14 protein-coding genes and 1 pseudogene are annotated in these 19,383 nt (G+C 71.3%); 14 read left to right on the forward strand and 1 reads right to left on the reverse strand.

The features are described 5' to 3' along the window. From A5680_RS09385 to eccE, 14 genes and pseudogenes are all read left to right on the forward strand, one after another. Positions 1–486 (forward strand): annotated as a pseudogene (locus A5680_RS09385) (hypothetical protein); the annotation flags it as partial. A 10-nt stretch (positions 487–496) separates the two neighbouring features. Further along, positions 497–1,402, forward strand: a complete 906-nt coding sequence (locus A5680_RS09390; protein WP_055405666.1) for a class I SAM-dependent methyltransferase — start codon at positions 497–499, stop codon at positions 1,400–1,402. Between the two features lie 180 nt (positions 1,403–1,582). Further along, on the forward strand, positions 1,583–3,076 hold the full coding sequence (locus A5680_RS09395; protein WP_067818624.1) for a PPE family protein: 1,494 nt from the start codon (positions 1,583–1,585) through the stop codon (positions 3,074–3,076). 347 nt (positions 3,077–3,423) lie between these two features. Continuing rightward, a complete protein-coding gene (gene eccA, locus A5680_RS09400; RefSeq protein ID WP_067818627.1) occupies positions 3,424–5,277 on the forward strand; it encodes a type VII secretion AAA-ATPase EccA in 1,854 nt (617 codons plus the stop codon). Further along, the gene (gene eccB, locus A5680_RS09405) at positions 5,274–6,866 is read left to right on the forward strand and encodes a type VII secretion protein EccB (RefSeq protein ID WP_067818585.1); all 1,593 of its coding nucleotides are present in this window, start codon (positions 5,274–5,276) and stop codon (positions 6,864–6,866) included. The genes eccA and eccB overlap by 4 nt, the downstream gene beginning before the upstream one ends. Continuing rightward, positions 6,863–10,819, forward strand: a complete 3,957-nt coding sequence (gene eccCa / locus A5680_RS09410; RefSeq protein ID WP_067818588.1) for a type VII secretion protein EccCa — start codon at positions 6,863–6,865, stop codon at positions 10,817–10,819. Before eccB ends, eccCa begins: the two co-directional genes overlap by 4 nt. 10 nt (positions 10,820–10,829) lie before the next feature. Then, positions 10,830–11,132: a PE family protein gene (locus tag A5680_RS09415; RefSeq protein ID WP_067818592.1), complete on the forward strand. Its 303-nt coding sequence runs from the start codon at positions 10,830–10,832 to the stop codon at positions 11,130–11,132. A 2-nt stretch (positions 11,133–11,134) separates the two neighbouring features. Then, positions 11,135–12,628, forward strand: a complete 1,494-nt coding sequence (locus A5680_RS09420; protein WP_067818595.1) for a PPE family protein — start codon at positions 11,135–11,137, stop codon at positions 12,626–12,628. A gap of 74 nt (positions 12,629–12,702) precedes the next feature. Next, positions 12,703–12,996, forward strand: a complete 294-nt coding sequence (gene esxG / locus A5680_RS09425; protein ID WP_055404724.1) for a type VII secretion system protein EsxG — start codon at positions 12,703–12,705, stop codon at positions 12,994–12,996. Between the two features lie 36 nt (positions 12,997–13,032). Beyond that, positions 13,033–13,323, forward strand: coding sequence for a WXG100 family type VII secretion target (locus tag A5680_RS09430; protein ID WP_055404733.1), 291 nt, complete (start codon positions 13,033–13,035; stop codon positions 13,321–13,323). 11 nt (positions 13,324–13,334) lie between these two features. Further along, complete coding sequence (locus A5680_RS09435) at positions 13,335–14,213, forward strand: ESX secretion-associated protein EspG (protein WP_067818598.1); 879 nt, start codon at positions 13,335–13,337, stop codon at positions 14,211–14,213. A gap of 25 nt (positions 14,214–14,238) precedes the next feature. Continuing rightward, positions 14,239–15,696 carry a type VII secretion integral membrane protein EccD gene (gene eccD, locus A5680_RS09440; RefSeq protein WP_156675047.1) on the forward strand — a complete coding sequence of 486 codons (1,458 nt, stop codon included), beginning with the start codon at positions 14,239–14,241 and terminating at the stop codon, positions 15,694–15,696. Then, positions 15,693–17,087 (forward strand): type VII secretion-associated serine protease mycosin, encoded by a 1,395-nt coding sequence (gene mycP, locus A5680_RS09445; protein ID WP_067818604.1) that lies wholly within the window; start codon positions 15,693–15,695, stop codon positions 17,085–17,087. The genes eccD and mycP overlap by 4 nt, the downstream gene beginning before the upstream one ends. After that, positions 17,084–18,067, forward strand: a complete 984-nt coding sequence (gene eccE / locus A5680_RS09450) for a type VII secretion protein EccE (protein ID WP_082970322.1) — start codon at positions 17,084–17,086, stop codon at positions 18,065–18,067. The genes mycP and eccE overlap by 4 nt, the downstream gene beginning before the upstream one ends. On the opposite strand, the gene A5680_RS09455 is transcribed toward eccE, so the two are convergent. Continuing rightward, positions 18,057–19,265 carry a S9 family peptidase gene (locus A5680_RS09455; RefSeq protein ID WP_067818607.1) on the reverse strand — a complete coding sequence of 403 codons (1,209 nt, stop codon included), beginning with the start codon at positions 19,263–19,265 and terminating at the stop codon, positions 18,057–18,059. The two genes, eccE and A5680_RS09455, sit on opposite strands and share 11 nt — an antisense overlap. Positions 19,266–19,383 lie beyond the last annotated feature (118 nt).

A 19,383-nucleotide genomic window follows, 5' to 3' on the forward strand; every position in this document is an offset into this window, starting at 1 on the left:
GCGCCGCCCTCCCCGCCCCCCCCCCCGGCGGCGGGTTTCGCGCCCCCCTACGTGATCGCACCGCCCGGCATCGGGTCCGGCTCCGGGATGGGCGCGGGTGCCAGCGCGAGCGCCAAAAGGAAAGCGCCGGAGCCGGATAGCGCCGCGGCCGGCGCGACCGCGGCGGCTCGGGAACAGGCCAGGAAGCGCCGGCGCCGGCGCGCGGCGCAACGCGACCACGGCGACGAGTTCGCCGACATGAACGTCGACGTCGACCCGGACTGGGGCGCCCCGGATGGCGAGCCGTCCACGGTCGCGTCGGATCGCGGCGCCGCCGCGCTGGGGTTCGCCGGAACCGCGCGCCGGGAGGCCGGCGCCCCGGCGACGGGACTGACAGCGCTGTCGGCCGACGAGTTCGGGGCCGGGCCGCGGGTACCGATGCTGCCGGGCGGCTGGAGCCCCGGGTCGACCACCGCGCCGGATCGGCCCGACACCGGACGCCGGTAATGTCGACTCTGTGCGTAGCGAAGGTGATACCTGGGACATCACAACAAGTGTCGGTTCGACGGCGTTATTCGTGGCGACCGCCCGAGCGTTGGAGGCGCGCAAGCCCGACCCGTTGGCGGTCGACCCGTACGCGGAGGTGTTCTGCCGCGCCGTGGGTGGGTGGGCCGCCGACGTGCTGGACGGCAAGGCCCCTGGCCACGAGCTGACAACGCCCGAATTCGGCGAACACTTCGTCAACTTCCAGGGCGCACGCACCAAGTATTTCGACGAGTACTTCCGCCGCGCCGCCGCCGCGGGCGTGCGGCAGGTGGTCATCCTGGCGGCGGGGCTGGACTCGCGCGCCTACCGGCTGGACTGGCCCGCCGGCACCACCATCTTCGAGCTGGACCAGCCGCAGGTCCTCGACTTCAAGCGTGAGGTGCTCGCCGGCCAGGGCGCCCAGCCGAACGCCGAACGGCGCGAGATCGCGGTGGACCTGCGCGAGGACTGGCCGCAGGCGCTGCGTGACAACGGCTTTGACGCCGCCCGGCCGTCGGCCTGGATAGCCGAGGGCCTGCTCATCTACCTCCCGGCCGCCGCCGAGGAGCAGCTGTTCACCGGCATCGATAACCTGGCCGCCCCGGGCAGCCACGTCGCCGTCGAGGACGGCGCCCCGCTCGACCAGGCGGACTTCGAGGCGAAACGCGAGGAGGAGCGCGCCGCGATGGCCGACGGTGCCGAGCGGCCCTTCTATCAGTTGGTGTACAACGAGCGGATCGCGCCGGCGACCGAGTGGTTCGGCGAGCGCGGCTGGACCGCCGTCGGCACCCCGCTGGCCGATTTCCTGCGCCAGAACGGCAGGCCGGTCCCCGGGCCGGACGTCGACGCCGGCCCGATGGTCGCCCGCAACACCCTGATGAGCGCCGTCAAAGACTGAGCTCTTCAAGAGTTCCCGATGAGTTGATCCCGCGACGGAACTTTTCCGCGCCGCGCCCCGACTACTACCGGGCTGATCGGTGCGCCGCCCAACAGCCCGGGCGGCGCCGGTCTCGGTCCGGCGAGGAGTTCGGCGCATGGCGTTACGCGGTTTCTCCGACGGTTGGGCCGGTGGCGGGCGATGACCGCGCCGGTATGGATGGCACTGCCCCCCGAGGTGCACTCGGCGGAGCTGAGCAGCGGTCCCGGGCCGGGCGGCCTGTTGGCCGCCGCGGCGGCCTGGAGCTCGCTGAGCGCGACCTACGCGTCGGCGGCCGACGAGCTGTCCGCGACCCTGGCCGCGACGCAGGGCGGGGCGTGGGAGGGGCCCACCGCCGCGCAGTACGCGGCCGCGCACGCGCCCTACCTGGCGTGGCTGACGCAGGCCAGCGCCAACAGCGCGGCGGCCGCGGCCCGGCACGAGACCGCGGCCACGGCCTACACCGCGGCCCTGGCCGCGATGCCGACGCTGCCGGAACTGGCCGCCAACCACACCGTGCACGGGGTGTTGGTGGCCACCAACTTCTTTGGCATCAACACGATTCCGATCGCGCTCAACGAGGCCGATTACGCGCGGATGTGGGTGCAGGCCGCCACCACCATGTCCACCTATCAGGCGGTCTCCACCGCGGCGGTGGCGTCGGCTCCTCCGACCGACCCGGCGCCATCGATCTTGAACAGCAGCGATAGCACCGGCGAAGACAGCGACGACACCGGCATCGTCGACAATGACGGCGGCGACCCGACCCAACTGAGCTGGTGGATCAATCGCATCACCGAGATCTTCGACACCATCTGGAAAGACTTGGCGGAATTTCCCGAGGACCCGGTCGATGCTTTAGAGGATTTGTTTGACGACATTTTCGGGCCAGCCGGACTCATTGCAGACGAGTTCACCCACGTCGGGGAGGCGCTTCAGACTTTCCCCCAGCTTGCGGCCCTTCCGCTGGTGGTGCCGGCCGGATTTGGGGGAGGCATCGCAGGCTTGACTCTGCTGGCCGGCATCCAGCCGGAGGTGGTCACGACGCCGGTCCCCGCCGCCGTGCCGGCACCGATGCCCGCGGCGCCGAGTGCCCCGGCCGTCAGCGGCGCGCCCGTGGTGAGTGCCGCTCCGGCCGCAGCGCCGGCCCCGTCTTCAGCCCCGACGTCGGCGCCGTCGTCCGCCCCCGCCTCGGCCCCTGCGACCGCGGCGCCCCCGCCGCCGCCGCCCGTGACCGGCGCCGAGGGAGCCGCCTTCCCGTACCTGGTCGGCGGGCCCACGATCGGGACGGACACGGGCATGGGCAGCGGTGCGCAGCGTAAGGCTCCCGAGCCCGATTCCGCCGCGGCGGCCGCGGGTGCCGCGGTATCGGCGCGGGAGCAGCGGCGGGCCCGGCGGCGCCGGCGGGCCGGGATGAACGAGCACCAGCGCGGCTACCGCTACGAATTCGTCGACGGCGACGCCGGAGGAGACGGCATTGTCGAGCCCGAACCGCCCGCGGTGGCGGCGTCCGCGCACGGCGCGGGCCCGCTGGGTTTCGCCGGGACGGCGAGCAAGGGGGCCGTCGACGCGGCCGGCCTGGCGACGCTGGCCGGCGACGAGTTCGGCGGCGGGCCGTCCATGCCCATGCTGCCGGGCTCGTGGGAGCCGGACTAGGGAAGCCGGATGGCCTTACTCGGGACCGGAACTTTCGGGGCGCGCCGGACGACTACTGGCTGCGTGTTCGTCGCGGTTTCCGGCGGGGATCTTCGGATTGATAATGAAAATGATTTTCGATAAGCTCAGCCGTTTAGAAGCCGCTGACAACACCCGCCAACCCGCCGAAGCGGGCAAGACGACCGAAAGTGCGGCTGATTATGGCCGTTGACGTGCTCATTAGCGGTAATGAACGGGGAGTGTTGTGGTGAGTCGGACGGGCCCTCGCGCCTCGACACTTAGCTTATGCAATGCTAACTTCAGGCGGGTCAGGTTAGGGGAGGCTACATACATGGAAAGACGTGGCCGTGGAAGTCGGTGACACTGGCTTGCTGGCGGTTCAGCCGGTCAATTCGCGAGCGGACACCAGGGTGGACGGCGACGTCGTCAGCCGGTTCGCCACCTGTTGCCGCGCGCTCGGCATCTCGGTGTACCAGCGCCAGCGCCCGGCCGACCTCACCGCCGCTCGCTCCGGCTTCACGGCGCTGACCCGCATCGCCCACGACCAGTGCGACGCCTGGACCGGGCTGGCGGCCGCCGGGGATGCGTCCCTGCGGGTGCTGGAGGCGGTGTCGCGGACGGCGACGACGGCCGGGGTGTTACAGCGCAAGGTGGATCTGGCGCCCGGGGCCCTCGGCTTCCGCTACGACACCGGCCTGTACCTACAGTTCCGCGCCGTCACCCCGGACGACTTCCACCTCGCCTACGCTGCGGCCCTGGCCACCGCCGGACGGTTCGCCGACGCCGACCGGATCGTCACCGGCCTCACCGCGCGCCGCCCGAGCTGGCGGGAAGCGCGCTGGGTCGCCGTGGCCATCAACTACCGCGCCGAGCGGTGGTCGGACGTCGTGAAGTTGCTGACGCCGGTCGTCAACGACACCGACCTCGACGAGGCGTTCAGCCACGCCGCCAGGATCGCGCTGGGCACCGCGCTGGCGCGGCTGGGCATGTTCGCCCCGGCGCTGTCCTACCTCGAGGAGCCCGACGGTGCCGTCGCGGTGGCGGCGGTCGACGGGGCGCTGGCCAAGGCGCTGGTGCTGCGGGCGCACGTCGACGAGGAATCGGCGAGCGAGGTGCTGCAGGATTTGTACGCGGCCCATCCGGAGAACGAACAGATCGAAGAGGCGTTGTCCGACACCAGTTTTGGGATCGTGACCACCACCGCGGCGCGGATCGAGGCCCGCACCGACCCCTGGGACCCGGACACCGAGCCCGGCGTGGAGGACTTCGTCGACCCCGCGGCCCACGAGCGCAAGGCCGTGCTGCTGCACGAGGCCGAACTCCAGCTCTCCGAATTCATCGGACTGGACGAGGTCAAGAACCAGGTGTCCCGCCTGAAGAGCTCGGTCGCCATGGAATTGGTGCGCAAGCAGCGCGGGCTCGCGGTCGCGCAGCGCGCGCACCACCTGGTGTTCGCCGGCCCGCCGGGCACCGGTAAGACCACCATCGCCCGCGTGGTCGCCAAGATCTATTGCGGCCTAGGGCTTTTGAAGCGGGAAAACATTCGAGAGGTGCACCGCGCCGACCTGATCGGCCAGCACATCGGCGAGACCGAGGCCAAGACCAACGCGATCATCGACAGCGCGCTCGACGGCGTCCTGTTCCTCGACGAGGCCTACGCCCTGGTCGCCACCGGCGCCAAGAACGACTTCGGGCTGGTGGCCATCGACACGCTGCTGGCGCGGATGGAGAACGACCGCGACCGGCTGGTGGTCATCATCGCCGGCTACCGCGCCGATCTGGACAAGTTCCTGGACACCAACGAGGGCCTGCGTTCCCGGTTCACCCGCAACATCGACTTCCCGTCCTACGCGCCCTCGGAGCTGGTGGAGATCGCGAACAAGATGGCCGAGCAGCGCGACAGCGTCTTCGAACAGGCCGCGCTGGACCACATGGAGGCGCTGTTCACCAAGTTGGCCACCGAGTCGACACCGGACGCCAACGGGATCTCCCGGCGCAACCTCGACATCGCCGGCAACGGCCGGTTCGTCCGCAACATCGTCGAACGCTCCGAGGAAGAACGGGAATTCCGGCTCGACCATTCGGAACACGCCGGCACCGGGGAGTTCAGTGACGAGGAGCTGATGACGATCACCGACCAAGACGTCGAGAACTCGGTGCAGCCGTTGTTGCGTGGTCTCGGGCTGTCGGTGCCCGCATGAGCTCGAATCACGAGTCCGACGACCGGCGTTCGTTCGCCTCGCGCACCCCGGTCAACGACAACCCGGACCGGGTCGAATACCGGCGCGGATTCGTCACCCGCCACCAGGTCAGCGGCTGGCGATTCGTCATGCGGCGCATCGCCTCCGGCATCGCGCTGCACGACACCAGGATGCTCGTCGACCCGCTGCGCACCCAGTCGCGTGCGGTGCTGATGGGCGTGGTCCTGCTGGCCACCGGCCTGGCCGGTTGCTTCGTGTTCTCGCTGATCCGGCCCAACGGGACGGTGGGCACCAACGCCGTGCTCGCCGACCGGGCGACCGCCGCGCTCTACGTGCGGGTGGGCGACCAGTTGCACCCGGTGCTCAATCTGACGTCGGCCCGGCTCATCGTCGGCAAGCCGGTCAATCCCACGACGGTGAAAAGCAGTGAGCTGGACCGGTTTCCGCGCGGCAACCTGATCGGCATCCCGGGCGCGCCGGAGCGGATGGTGCAAAACACCACGCGCGACGCCAACTGGACCGTGTGTGACGGCATCGGCGGCACGGCACACGCCATCCACAGCACCGGCGTCACCGTGATCGCCGGCCGCCCCGACAGCGACGGCGCGCGGGCCGCCAAACTCGATGCGAAGCAGGCGATCCTGGTCGACAGCGGCAACAGCACCTGGTTGCTCTGGGACGGCAGGCGCAGCCAGATCAACCTGTCCGACCACGCCGTCACGAACGCACTCGGCTTGGGGCTGAACAACTCCGAGGTGCCCGCGCCCCGGCCCATCGCGTTGGGACTGTTCAACGCGATCCCCGAGGCGCCGCCGCTGACGGCGCCGGGCATCCCGAACGCCGGCGCCCCGGCCGCCTTCAGCGTGCCCGCGCCGATCGGGGCGGTCGTGGTGTCGTACGCCCTGGACCCCGGGGCGGCGCGCTACTACGCGGTGCTGCCGGACGGCCTGCAGCCCATCTCCCCGGTCCTCGCGGCGATCCTGCGCAACACGAATTCCTATGGCCTGGAACAACCCCCGCGGCTGGCGGCGGACGCGGTGGCCAAGCTGCCGGTGTCGCGGATGCTGGACACCGCGCGTTATCCGGACCAGCAGGTCACGCTCGTCGACGCGGCCAAGGACCCGGTCACGTGCGCGTACTGGAGCAAGCCGGCCGGGGCCGCCACCAGCTCGCTGAGCCTGTTGTCCGGCTCGGCGCTGCCCGTACCCGAATCGATCCGCACCGTCGACCTGGTCGGCGCCACCCCGGCAACCGCCACCCGCGTCGCGCTGGCGCCGGGCACCGGCTACTTCGCCCAGACCGTCACCGGCGGCGCGGGCGCACCCGGCACCGGGTCGTTGTTCTGGGTGTCCGACACCGGGGTTCGCTACGGCATCGACAACGAGGCGGAGAATGCGGCCGCCGGGCGCGGCAAAACCGTTGAGGCGCTTGGCCTCAGCGAGCCGGCGGTGCCCGCGCCGTGGTCGGTGTTGTCGCTGTTCGCCGGCGGCCCCACGCTGTCGCGCGCCGACGCGCTGCTGGCGCACGACGGACTACCCCCCGACACCAAGCCCGGCCGCGTGGCATCAGCAGAGGGAGCGCCCCGATGAGCCGACTCATCTTCGAAGCCCGCCGGCGACTGGCGCCCCCGGTCACCCGCAAGGGCACCATCAACATCGAGGCGCCGCCCGAATTGCCGCGGGTGATCCCGCCGTCGTTCCTGCGCCGGGCGATGCCCTATGTGCTGGTGATCCTGATCGTCGGCATGGTCGTGGCCCTGTTCGCCACCGGGATGCGGCTGATCTCCCCGCAGACGCTGTTCTTCCCATTCGTGCTGTTGCTGGCGGCCACCGCCATGTACCGCGGCAACGACAGCAAGACGCGGACCGAGGAGGTCGACGCCGAGCGCGCCGACTACCTGCGCTATCTGTCGGTGGTGCGCGACAACATCCGCACGCAGGCCGCCCAGCAGCGCGCGGCGGCGCAGTGGTCGCATCCGGAGCCGACGGCCCTGGCCGGCGTGTCCGGTTCGCGCCGGCAGTGGGAGCGTGACCCGCACGACCCGGACTTCTTGGTGCTCCGGGCCGGCCGGCACGAGGTGCCGCTGAGCACCGCTCTGCGGGTGAACGACACGGCGGACGAGGTCGACCTGGAGCCGGTGTCGCACAGCGCATTACGCAGCCTGCTCGACACCCACCGCATCGTGCGCGACGTGCCGACCGGAATCGACCTGACGAAGGTCTCGCGGATCACCGTGCTGGGCGAGGCCGAGGAGGCCCGGGCGGCGATGCGCGCCTGGATCGCCCAGGCGGTGACGTGGCACGACCCGACGGTGCTGGGCGTGGCCCTGGTGGCCCGCGACCTGGAGGGCCCCGACTGGTCGTGGCTGAAATGGTTGCCGCACACCGACGTTCCGGGCGAGCTCGACGGCGTCGGGCCGGCGCGCTTCCTGGTGACCAATCCCGACGAGCTGGTGCTGCTGTTGGGACCCGCGTTCGTCGACCGGCCCGCGTTCACCGGCGGGGCCGCGGACGCGCTGCGGCACCTGCTGATCGTCGTCGACGATCCCGACTTCGACCTGAACACCTCGACGCTGGCGCTGGGCCGCGCGGGCGTCACCGTCGTGCAGCGCAGCGCCACACCGCCGCACCGCGAACAGTATTCGGATCCGGAGAAGCCGATCCTGCGCGTCGCGAACGGCGCGATCGAGCGTTGGCAGACCGGCGGCTGGCGGCCCTACATCGACGACGCCGACCGGCTCGGCGCCGACGAGGCCGCCCACCTGGCGCGCCAACTGTCCCGCTGGGACTCCAACCCGACGCACACCGGCTTGCGGTCGGCGGCCACCCGCGGCGCCACCTTCACCACCCTGCTGGGCATCGGCGACGCCTCGCGGTTGGACGTGCCCACGCTGTGGGCGCCGCGCCCCCGCGAGGACGAGCTGCGGGTGCCCATCGGCGTCACCGCGACCGGCGAGCCGCTGATCTTCGACCTGAAGGACGAGGCCGAGGGCGGGATGGGGCCGCACGGCCTGATGATCGGCATGACGGGGTCCGGCAAGTCGCAGACCCTGATGTCGATCCTGTTGGCGCTGTTGACAACCCACTCGGCCGACCGGCTGATCGTGATCTACGCCGACTTCAAGGGCGAGGCCGGCGCCGACAGCTTCCGGCATTTCCCGCAGGTCGTCGCGGTGATCTCCAACATGGCCGAGAAGAAGTCGCTGGCCGACCGGTTCGCCGACACGCTGCGCGGGGAGGTGGCCCGCCGTGAGACGCTGCTGCGCGAGGCCGGCCGGCGCGTGCAGGACAGCGCATTCAACTCGGTGACCGAATACGAGAACGCCGTCGCGGCCGGGCATGACCTCCCGCCGATCCCGACGCTGTTCGTGGTCACCGACGAGTTCACCCTGATGCTGGCCGATCACCCCGAATACGCCGAGTTGTTCGATTACGTTGCGCGCAAAGGCCGCTCGTTCCGCATCCACATCCTGTTCGCGTCGCAGACGCTGGACGTGGGCAAGATCAAGGACATTGACAAGAACACCTCGTACCGAATCGGGTTGAAGGTGGCCAGCCCCAGCGTTTCCCGCCAGATCATCGGGGTGGAGGACGCCTACCACATCGAATCGGGCAAGGAACACAAGGGCGTGGGCTTCTTGGTGCCGGCCCCGGGGGCGACGCCGATCAAATTCCGCAGCACCTACGTCGACGGCATCTACGATCCGCCGCGCCAGGCGAAAGCCCTTGTGGTGCACGCCGCCCCGGAGCCGAAGCTGTTCACGGCCGGGCGGGTCGAGCCGGATCAGGACACGATCATCTCGGCCGAGGACGAGGAGTTCACCGGGCCGCCGCGCAAGCTGATCGCCACCATCGGCGACCAGTTGGCGCGTTACGGGCCGAAGGCGCCGCAGCTGTGGCTGCCACCGCTGGACGAGCCGATCCCGCTGACCGCGGTGCTGGCCCGCGCCGGGGTGCCGCAGCGGCAGTGGCGGTGGCCGCTCGGTGAGATCGACAAACCCTTCGAGATGCGCCGCGACCCGCTGCTGTTCGACGCCACGTCGTCGGCCGGCAACGTGTTGATCCACGGCGGCCCCAAGTCCGGGAAATCGACCGCGCTGCAAACGTTCATCCTGTCGGCGGCGAGCCTGCACTCACCGCGCGACGTCACGTTCTACTGCCTGGACTACGGCGGCGGCAAGCTGCGGGCGCTGGAAGACCTGGCGCACGTCGGCAGCGTCGCCTCGGCCCTGGAGCCCGAGCGGATCCGGCGCACCTTCGGCGAGCTGGAGCAGCTGCTGCTGTCCCGGCAGCGGCGCGAGATGTTCCGCGACTCGCGCGGCGCCGCCCCGGACGACGGGTACGGCGAGGTGTTCCTGGTCATCGACAACCTGTACGCGTTCGGGCGGGACAACACCGACCAGTTCAACACCCGTAATCCGTTGCTGGCCAAGGTGACCGAGCTGGTCAACGTCGGGCTGGCCTACGGCATCCACGTCGTCGTCACCACCCCGAGCTGGCTCGAGGTGCCACTGGCGATGCGCGACGGCCTAGGCCTGCGGCTGGAGCTCAAGCTGCACGATCCGCGGGACAGCAACGTGCGGCTCGTCGGCGCGCTGCGGCGCCCCGCGGAATCCGTGCCGCACGACCAGCCGGGCCGCGGGTTGACGATGGCCGCCGAGCACTTCCTGTTCGCCGCGCCGGAGCTGGACCAGATCGCCGCGCTGAACGCCCGCTACCCGGGCGTTACCGCGCCGCCGGTGCGGCTGCTGCCGACCAACCTCGCCCCCGAGGCGCTCGGGGCCCTTTATCGCGGTCCCGAGCAGGTGGTCATCGGGCAGCGTGAGGAGGACCTCGCGCCCGTCGTCGTCGACTTCGCCGACGAGCCGCTGCTGATGGTGTTCGGCGACAGCAAGTCCGGCAAGACCACCTTGCTGCGCCACATCATTCGCACCATCCGCGAGCACTCCACGCCCGACCAGGTGGCGTTCACGGTGGTGGATCGGCGGCTGCACCTGGTCGACGAGCCGCTGTTCGCCGACAACGAGTACACCGCCAACATCGACCGCATCACCCCTGCGATGTTGGGCCTGGCCAACCTCATCGAGTCGCGGCGTCCCCCGGCCGGGTTGCCTCCCGCCGAACTGGCCCGCTTCAGGTATGCGGGCCACACCCACTACCTGATCATCGACGACGTCGACCAAATCCCGGATGCGCCGGCGATGAGCGGCCCGTACATCGGGCAGCGCCCCTGGACGCCGCTGATCGGGATTCTCTCGCAGGCGGCCGATCTGGGACTGCGGGTGATCGTCACGGCGCGCGCCACCGGATCCGGACACGCCTTGATGACGAACACCCTGCTGCGCCGCTTCAACGACCTGCAGGCGACCACGCTGATGCTGGCGGGCAACCCGCAGGACAGCGGCAAGATCCGCGGCCAGCGCTTCGGCCGGCTGCCGGCCGGGCGGGCGATCCTGTTGGGCGACAGCGACACTGGCACGTACGTGCAGCTGGTCAACCCGCTGGTGGGTGAGGCCGCGATGTTTGGTGAAACGCAACAGTAAGGGGAGAGTCATGACGTTGCGAGTGGTTCCCGAGGGCCTGGCCGCGACCAGCGCCGCGGTGGAGGCGTTGACGGCGCGGTTGGCGGCCGCGCACGCGGCGGCGGCGCCGGCGATCACCGCGGTGGTGCCGCCGGCCGTAGACCCGGTGTCGCTGCAGACGGCCATCGGGTTCAGCGCCCAGGGGCAGGAGCACGCCGCCGTCGCCGCCCAGGGTGTGGAAGAGCTGGGCCGCGCCGGCGTCGGCGTCGGCGAGGCGGGCGCCAGCTACCTCGCCGGAGACACCGCGGCCGCCGCGACCTATGGGGGCGCCTGACAATGACGGCCCCCGTTGCGCCCCTCTGGATGGCTTCGCCACCCGAGGTGCATTCGGCGTTGCTGAGCGCCGGTCCGGGACCGGGGCCGCTGTTGGCGGCGGCCGGTGCGTGGACCTCGCTGAGCGCCGAATATGCAACGGCGGCAGCAGAACTCACGGGTGTGCTGGCGCAGGCGCAGGCGGGGTCATGGGAGGGCCCGAGCGCCGAGCAGTACGCCGCCGCGCACGCGCCGTACCTGGCATGGCTGACGCAGTCCAGCGCCGACAGCGCGGGCGTGGCCGCGCAGCACGAGGTGGTGGCCGCGGCCTACACCGCCGCCCTGACGGCTATGCCGACGCTGGGGGAGCTGGCGGCCAACCACACTGTGCACGGGGTGTTGGTGGCGACGAACTTCTTTGGCATCAACACGATTCCGATCGCGCTGAACGAGGCCGACTACGCGCGGATGTGGGTCCAGGCCGCCACGGTGATGAGCGCCTATCAGGCCACCTCGGGAGCCGCGCTCGCGTCGGCGCCGCGCAGCGCACCGGCGCCGGCCATCGTGCGGCCGGGCGGTGAGGCGGACAACGCCACGGCCAACGCCCTGCAGGGCTCGTCCAACCCGATCTCGGATTTCTTCCGGCAGCTGGCCCAGTTCCTGCAGGACTTCTTCCAGAACATCGGCAAGATGTTGCAGGACTTCTGGGCGAATCTGCCCGCGTTGCTCGCGGCCAATGGCCCCCTGCTGTTCTTCGTCGCCTACCAGGTGTTCTTCAACGCCGTGGGCTGGCCGACCTGGGGCGCGATCCTGACCGCGCCCTTCCTGATCCCGCTGCTGCTCGGCATCGGCCTGAGTTCCTTGTTCGCCGCGCCCGCCGAGATCGCGCCCGTCGCGGCCGGGGCCGCGGCGACACCGCTCGTCACGTCGACCAAACCGGCCTCGCTGCTGCCGGCCGTCGCGCTGGCCCCGACGGTGGCGACTCCCGCTGGCGCCCCGGCCAGTTCGGTCGCCGCGGGCTCGGGTGCGGCCCCCGCGCCGGCGCCGGCGCCGGCGCCGAGCACGCTGGCCTACCTGGTCGCCTACGGCGGCGACCCGGATACCGGCGTGGGCCCGACGCTGGGCGGACGCGGCGGCGTCAAGGCGCCGGCGGCGACCATCCCCGCGGCCGGTGCGGCGGCGGCGAGCCGGGCCGAGGCTCGGGCGCGACGGCGCCGGCGCGCCGCGATGCGCGATCACGCCGACGAGTTCGCGGACATGGACTCCGACATCGGCGTCCCGCCGGACTACGGCGACGACGAGCGGCTGGCCGCGGCGGTGGCATCCGGTGCGGGTGCCGGGCCGCTGGGCTTCGCCGGCACCGCGCGGAAGGAGAACGCCTTCCGCGTGGCCGGATTGACCAAGCTGACGGACGGCGAATTCGGCGATGGCCCAAGGATGCCGATGATGCCCGGCACCTGGGACCACGACGCGGACCAAGACCCGGCGCGCCCGACGAGGCCGAGGGAAGGGGGCTGAGGCAGTCAGCAGGCAGTCAGCACGATGCTCGTCAGTCAGCGAAACCCCATGAGACCGAGAAGAAAGGAATCACCATGAGCATGTTGGACGCTCATATTCCCCAGTTGGTGGCCGCGCAGTCGGCGTTCGGCGCCAAGGCGGCGTTGATGCGCAGCACCATCAGCCAGGCGGAGCAGGAAGCGATGTCGGCGCAGGCGTTCCACCAGGGCGAGTCCTCGGCCGCTTTCCAGGCCGCGCACGCGCGCTTCGTCGAGGCGGCCGCGCGGGTCAACACCCTGCTGGACATCGCCCAGGCCAACCTCGGCGACGCCGCGGGCACCTACGTGGCCGCCGACGCAGCCGCGGCCTCCGGCTACACCGCCTTCTGATCCCGCCAGACGCCACCAACCGCGAAAGGACTTGTGATGTCCCAGATCATGTACAACTACCCGGCGATGTTGAGCCACGCCGCGGACATGTCCGGCTATGCCGGCACGCTGCAGGGGCTCGGTTCGGACATCGCCAGTGAGCAGGCCACGCTGTCCAACGCCTGGCAGGGCGACACCGGTATGACCTACCAGGCGTGGCAGGCCCAGTGGAACCAGGCGATGGAAAGTCTGGTGCGCGCCTACCAGGCGATGGCCAGCACCCACGAAGCCAACACCACGTCCATGCTCGCCCGCGACCAGGCCGAAGCCGCCAAATGGGGCGGTTAGTCACCAGTTAGATGAGTGCTGAACCCAACGCCGTCGAGCTGACGGTCGATCACGCCTGGTTCATCGCCGAAACCATTGGGGCGGGCAGCTTCCCGTGGGTGCTGGCGATCACCTCGCCGTACAGCGATGCCGCGCAACGCCAGGCGTTCCTCGACCGTCAGCGCACCGAGCTGACCCGGATGGGTCTGGTGTCGGAGGGCGGAATCGTCAACCCGGTGGTGGCCGACTGGATCAGGGTGGTGTGCTTCCCGGAGCGCTGGCTCGACCTGCGTTACGTGGGCCCCGCCAAGGACGTCGGCGGCACCGGCGAGTTGCTGCGCGGCATCGTGGCGCAGCGCTTCGCGACCACGGCCAAGACGATCGTGGCGCTGCGCAGCGCGCAGCTGATCACCTTCACGGCCATGGACATCGGCGACCCGCGGGCGTTGGTTCCGGTGCTCGGCGTCGGTCTGGCGCAGCAACCGCCGGCCCGATTCGACGCGTTCAGCATGCCGACCCGGGTCGGAGCGCGGGCCGACGAGCGGCTGCGTTCGGGCGCCTCGCTGGCCGAAGTCGTTGACTACCTTGGCATTCCGCAGTCGGCGCGCCCGGTGGTGGAGTCAGTGTTCACCGGCCCGCGCAGCTACGTCGAGATCGTCGCCGGCTGTCGTCGCGACGGCCGGCACGCCACCACCGAGGTGGGGATGAGCATCGTCGACGCGGAAGCGGGGCGGGTCCTGGTGAGCCCGTCGCGCGCATTCGACGGCGAGTGGGTGTCGACGTTCGCCCCGGGCACGCCGTTCGCGATCGCCGTCGCGATCGAACAGCTGATCGCGCTGCTGCCGGAGGCCGAATGGTTCCCCGGCCACCGGTTGGCCAGAGATTTCACCGCGCAATACGCAACCCAATAGAGAAGAGAGCAACGATGTTTCAGGTATGGCCCCAGCGTCCTTCGAGGGTCCGGTGACGTCCGGCGCCGTCATGCCGATCGTCCGCGTGGCAATCCTCGCGGACAGCAGGCTGACGGAAATGGCGTTGCCGGCCGAGTTGCCGCTGCGTGAAATCCTGCCCGCCGTTCAGCGTTTGGTGGTGCCCGCGGCGTCCAACGGCGAGTCCGACGAGCGGGGCGCGGCCGACCTCAGTGGCGCGATCCAACTGAGCCTCGCCCCGATCGGCGGCGCACCGTTCAGCCTGGACGCCAGCCTGGACACCGTCGGGGTGGTGGATGGCGACCTGCTGGCGCTGCAGCCGGTGCCCGTCGGCCAGGCGGCCCCCGGCATCGTCGAGGACATCGCCGACGCGGCCATGATCTTCTCGACCTCGCGGCTGCGGCCTTGGGGCGCAGCGCATATCCGGCGCGGCGCGCTCGCCGCGGTGATCGCCGTCGCCCTCCTTCTCACCGGCCTCTCGGTCACCTACCGGGTGGCCACCGGCGCGCTGGCCGGGTTGGTGGCCGTCAGCGCCGTCGCGGCGGTGACCGCCATCGTCGGCCTGCTGGTCGCGGCCCGTTCGCCGCGCACCGGGACGGCGTGCTCGATCGCCGCGCTGGTGCCCATCGGCGCCGCGCTGGCGTTGGCGGTGCCGGGACGGTTCGGGCCGGCGCAGATCATGCTCGCCGCGGCCGGCGTCACGGCGTGGTCGCTGATCGCCCTGATGGTGCCCAGCGCCGAACGGGAGCGCGTCGTGGCCCTGTTCACCGCCACCGCGGTGGTGGGCGCCGGGGTGGCGCTGGCGGCGGGCGCCGAGGTGCTCTGGCAGCTGCGCCCGGTCGCCATCGGCTGCGGCCTGATCGTCGCGGCGCTGCTGGTCACCATCGAGGCGGCCCAGCTCTCGGCGCTGTGGGCGCGCTTCCCGCTGCCTGTCATCCCCGCGCCCGGCGACCCCACGCCGTCGGCCCCGTCGTTGCGGGTGCTCGAGGACCTGCCGCGGCGGGTCCGGGTCGGCGACGCCCATCAGAACGGATTCATCGCGGCCGCAGTACTTCTCAGCGTCCTGGGCTCGGTGGCGATCGCGCTGCGCCCCGAGGCGCTCGGCGGCGTCGGCTGGTACGTGGTGGGCGCCACCGCGGCGACGGCCGTGCTGCGGGCCCGGGTGTGGGACTCGGCCGCCTGCAAGGCGTGGCTGCTCGCGCAGCCCTACCTGGCCGCCGGCGTCCTGCTGGTGCTCTACACCGCGACGGGACGCTACGCGGCCGCGCTCGGCGCGGCCCTGGTGCTGGTCGCGCTGGCCTCGGTGTGGATTGTCGTGGCGCTCAACCCGCGGATCGCCGAGCCGGACAGCTATTCGCTGCCGGTGCGCCGGCTGGTGGGCTTCGTCGCGGCCGGGCTCGACGCGTCGCTGATCCCGGTGATGGCGTACCTGGTCGGCATCTTCACCTGGATACTCAATCGATGATCCGGTCCGGGTCAGCCTGTCTCGCAGCGGCTTTGGCGGCCGTGGTGTGGACGTGCCCGTCCGCTCTGGCCATCGAAGCGCCGAAGGTCGACCCGGGCGTCCCGCCGCCCAGCGGGAGTCCCGGCCCCGTGCAACCGATGGAGCAGCGCGGCCCGTGCAGCGTCTCCGGGGTGATCCCCGGCAGCGATCCCGCGGCCGTCGCCCCCGGCCAGGCGATGCTGAATCTGCCTGGGGCGTGGCAGTTCTCGCGTGGAGAGGGCCAGCTGGTGGCGGTGCTCGACACCGGGGTGCGGCCCGGCCCGCGGCTGCCGAACGTCGATCCGGGCGGTGACTTCGTCGAGACGACGGACGGCCTGACCGACTGCGACGGCCACGGCACCCTGGTGGCCGGGCTCATCGCCGGGCAGCCCGGGGACGACGGGTTCGCCGGCGTGGCGCCCGCCGCGCGGGTCGTGTCGATCAGGACGACGTCGGCCAAGTTCTCGCCCCGGACCCCCGGCGGTGACCCGCTGATGGCCCGGGCCTCGCTGGACGTCGCGACGCTGGGCCGGGCGATCGTGCACGCGGCCGACCTCGGCGCCCGGGTGATCGACATCTCCACGCTCACTTGCCTGCCCGCCGACCGGCCCGTCGACCAGGCCGCGCTCGGCGCGGCGATCCGCTACGCGGCGGTGGACAAGGACGCGGTGATCGTGGCGGCCGCCGGCAACACCGGACCGACCGGGGCGGTCGCCGGTGGCACGTCATGCGAGTCCAACCCGCTCACCGACCTCAGCCGCCCCGACGACCCGCGCAACTGGGCCGGCGTCACCTCGCTGTCCATCCCGTCCATGTGGCAGCCCTACGTGCTGTCGGTCGCCGCGCTGACGGCGGACGGCCAGCCGGCGAAATTCACCATGGCCGGGCCGTGGGTGGGCGTCGCGGCGCCCGGCGAGCGCATCGTGTCGATCAGCAACGCCGACGGCGGCGGACTGGCCAACGGGCTGCCCGACGAACACCAGCAACAGATCGCGCTGAGCGGCACCAGCTATGCGGCCGGTTATGTGGCCGGCGTCGCGGCGCTGGTGCGCAGCAAGTACCCGGAGCTGAACGCCACCCAGGTCGTGCGCCGCATCACCGCGACCGCCCGGGGCGGCGCCAGGGCGCCGTCGAACGTCGTCGGCACCGGCAGCGTGGACCCGGTCGCGGCGCTGACCTGGCAGCTGCCCGCCGCCAATCAGCCTCCCGCCGCGCCGGTCAAGCCGGTCGCCGCCCCGCCGGCGCCGGCACCCAAGGACACCACCCCGCGGACCGTCGCGCTGGCCGGAACCGCCGCGCTCGCTGTGCTTGTCGCAGTCGCGGGCGGCATCACCGCCACCGCCACCCGCCGACGAAAGGACCCCACCCCGTGAGTCTGAAGCGCTGGATACCCATCCCTGGAGCCGGGCGAATCACGCTTACGCTGCTGGCGGTCGTGCCCGCGGTGATGGCCTACCCCTGGCGGTCGCCGCGGGATTACTGGCTGCTGGGCATCGCCGCGGCCGTCGTGGTCGTGCTGTTCGGCTGCTGGCGCGGTTCGTATTTCACCACGCTGCTGCGCCGCCGGGTGGCGATGATGGGGCGCGGCGAGGCGACCGCTCCCGAATCCGCCACCGCGACAACGGCGCTGCTGCGGGTCGGGGGGCCGGACGGCCCCGCCGACGTGCTGCCGCTGCCCTTGATCGCCCGCTACCTGGACCGCTACGGCATCCGCGCGGACAAGATCCGAATCACCAGCCGCGACAACGCATCCGATGCGTCGAGGCGCGAAACGTGGATCGGGCTCACGATATCGGCCACCGACAACCTGGCGGCGCTGCAGGCGCGCTCGGCGCACATCCCGTTGCACGAGACCGCGCAGGTGGCGGCGCGCCGGCTCGCCGACCATCTGAGGGAGCTCGGCTGGGACGTCAACGGCGTGGCAGCCGACGACGTCCCGCGGCTGCTCACCTCCAACCCGCGCGAGCGCTGGTCCGGGGTGCAACGCGGCGCGTCGGATTACCTTGCGGCATACCAAATCCGGGTGGACGGCGAGCTGGCCGAGACGCTTGACGCGATCCGGACGCATCCGGCGCGGGAAACGTGCACCGCGCTGGAGCTCGCCGGTGACGGCACGCACATCACCGTCGCGGCCGCGTGCGCTTTCCTGACCGACACGGCACCCGAGCGGACCGCGCCGCTGCCGGGGCTGACCCCGCAGCACGGCAACCACCGGCCGGCCCTGTCGGCCTTGGACCTGTTGTCGACGCGGCGCCTCGACGGGCATACCGCCGCGCCGGCGGGCCTGCTGGCCGAGCTGGACTGGCCGCCGCTGGCGACACCGACGCCGATCGCCGAACCGGCTAGAACATGACCGTCTGCAGGAACGCGGTCATCCGGCGCAGGTAGTCCAGCTGGCTGACGTGCAGGACGTGGCTGCCCGGAAACCAGTGCAGCGCACAGCGATCCCAGTGCTCCCACAGCTTGAGGGCGTGATCGGGCGGCGCCATGCGATCGCCGAGCCCGGTGATGATCATCCGTCGGCTCTTGTCCAGCAGCGGCCGATAGGTCAGCGGGCAGTGGTAGGACAGCCCGTCCGCTAACTCCGCGCGGCTGATGTGCGACAGGCGCAGCCCCAGGCGCACGAGTCGGTTGGCCGGAAACCATTCGTCGAACAACGTGGCCGGGGTGACGACGGGACAGTTCGGGATGACGGCCTCGAGCCGGTCGTCGACCGAGGCCACCAGGGCCGAGGTGTATCCGCCCAGCGAGATGCCGGTCAACGCGATGCGGTCGACACCGGTGCCGCGCAGGTAGTCGATGACGGACCGGAAGTCGTGCACGGCCTGGGCCATCGCCTCGGCGAAACCGCTCAGGCCGCCGGCGAAATAGCCGAAACCGCTGAAGGGCGAATATCTTTCGGCCCGCTTGCCGTGAAAAGGCAAGGTGTACAGCAAAACGTCGTAGCCGGACCGGTAATACCACGGCAGCGTGAAGAACCGGCCGTTGGCCAGATACGAAGACCCCATGAAGCCGTGGATGACGCACAGCGTGGGACGCGGCCCGTCGTCGTGGCGCCAGTGCTGCGCGCGCACGATGTTGTTGGCCTTCCAGGCGCCCCACTGCCCGCGCATCGCGGGATTGATGGCCGTGAAGCTGCTGTCGAACGCGATGTTTGCCACCGTGCCGCCCGCGGCCCACTCGGTCAGCGGGCTCGCCGGCCGCGACGAAACCCGCGGCGACTCGGCCGGTGCGGGAAACGACTTCGCCGGATCGCGTTGCGCCGCCAGCTCGGCGTAGAAGTTCAGGTTGGCGCGCTCGGCGCGGGCGGCGGAGTGCCGCAGCGAGGCGGCGAGCACGGCCGGCGCCACCGTCGCGGTGAGCAGCGACGACACCCAGGTGCGCAGGGCGAGGTCGCCGATGGCCGAGCCCTCGATTACCATGCGCTGGCGGGGGGACAACGCGGAATTCGGGGGTAATCCGTCGACGTCGACGGGCACGTCCGCGCCCTGCAAGGCGGCGGGAATGTCCGGGACGGGGATGGGCGGATCAATCGAAGTGTCGGGCGCCACGAACCCCGATGCTAACTGCCCGGCGCGGACCCCGGGGCCAGTTGGGCGGCGCCGGGGTGGCGTGCGGTAATACGGTTGGTCTATCTCCCCGACTAGCGGCGGCGCGTTGATCAGGAGG

This window comes from Mycobacterium sp. E2989, assembly GCF_001667595.1.
GTDB lineage: Bacteria > Actinomycetota > Actinomycetes > Mycobacteriales > Mycobacteriaceae > Mycobacterium.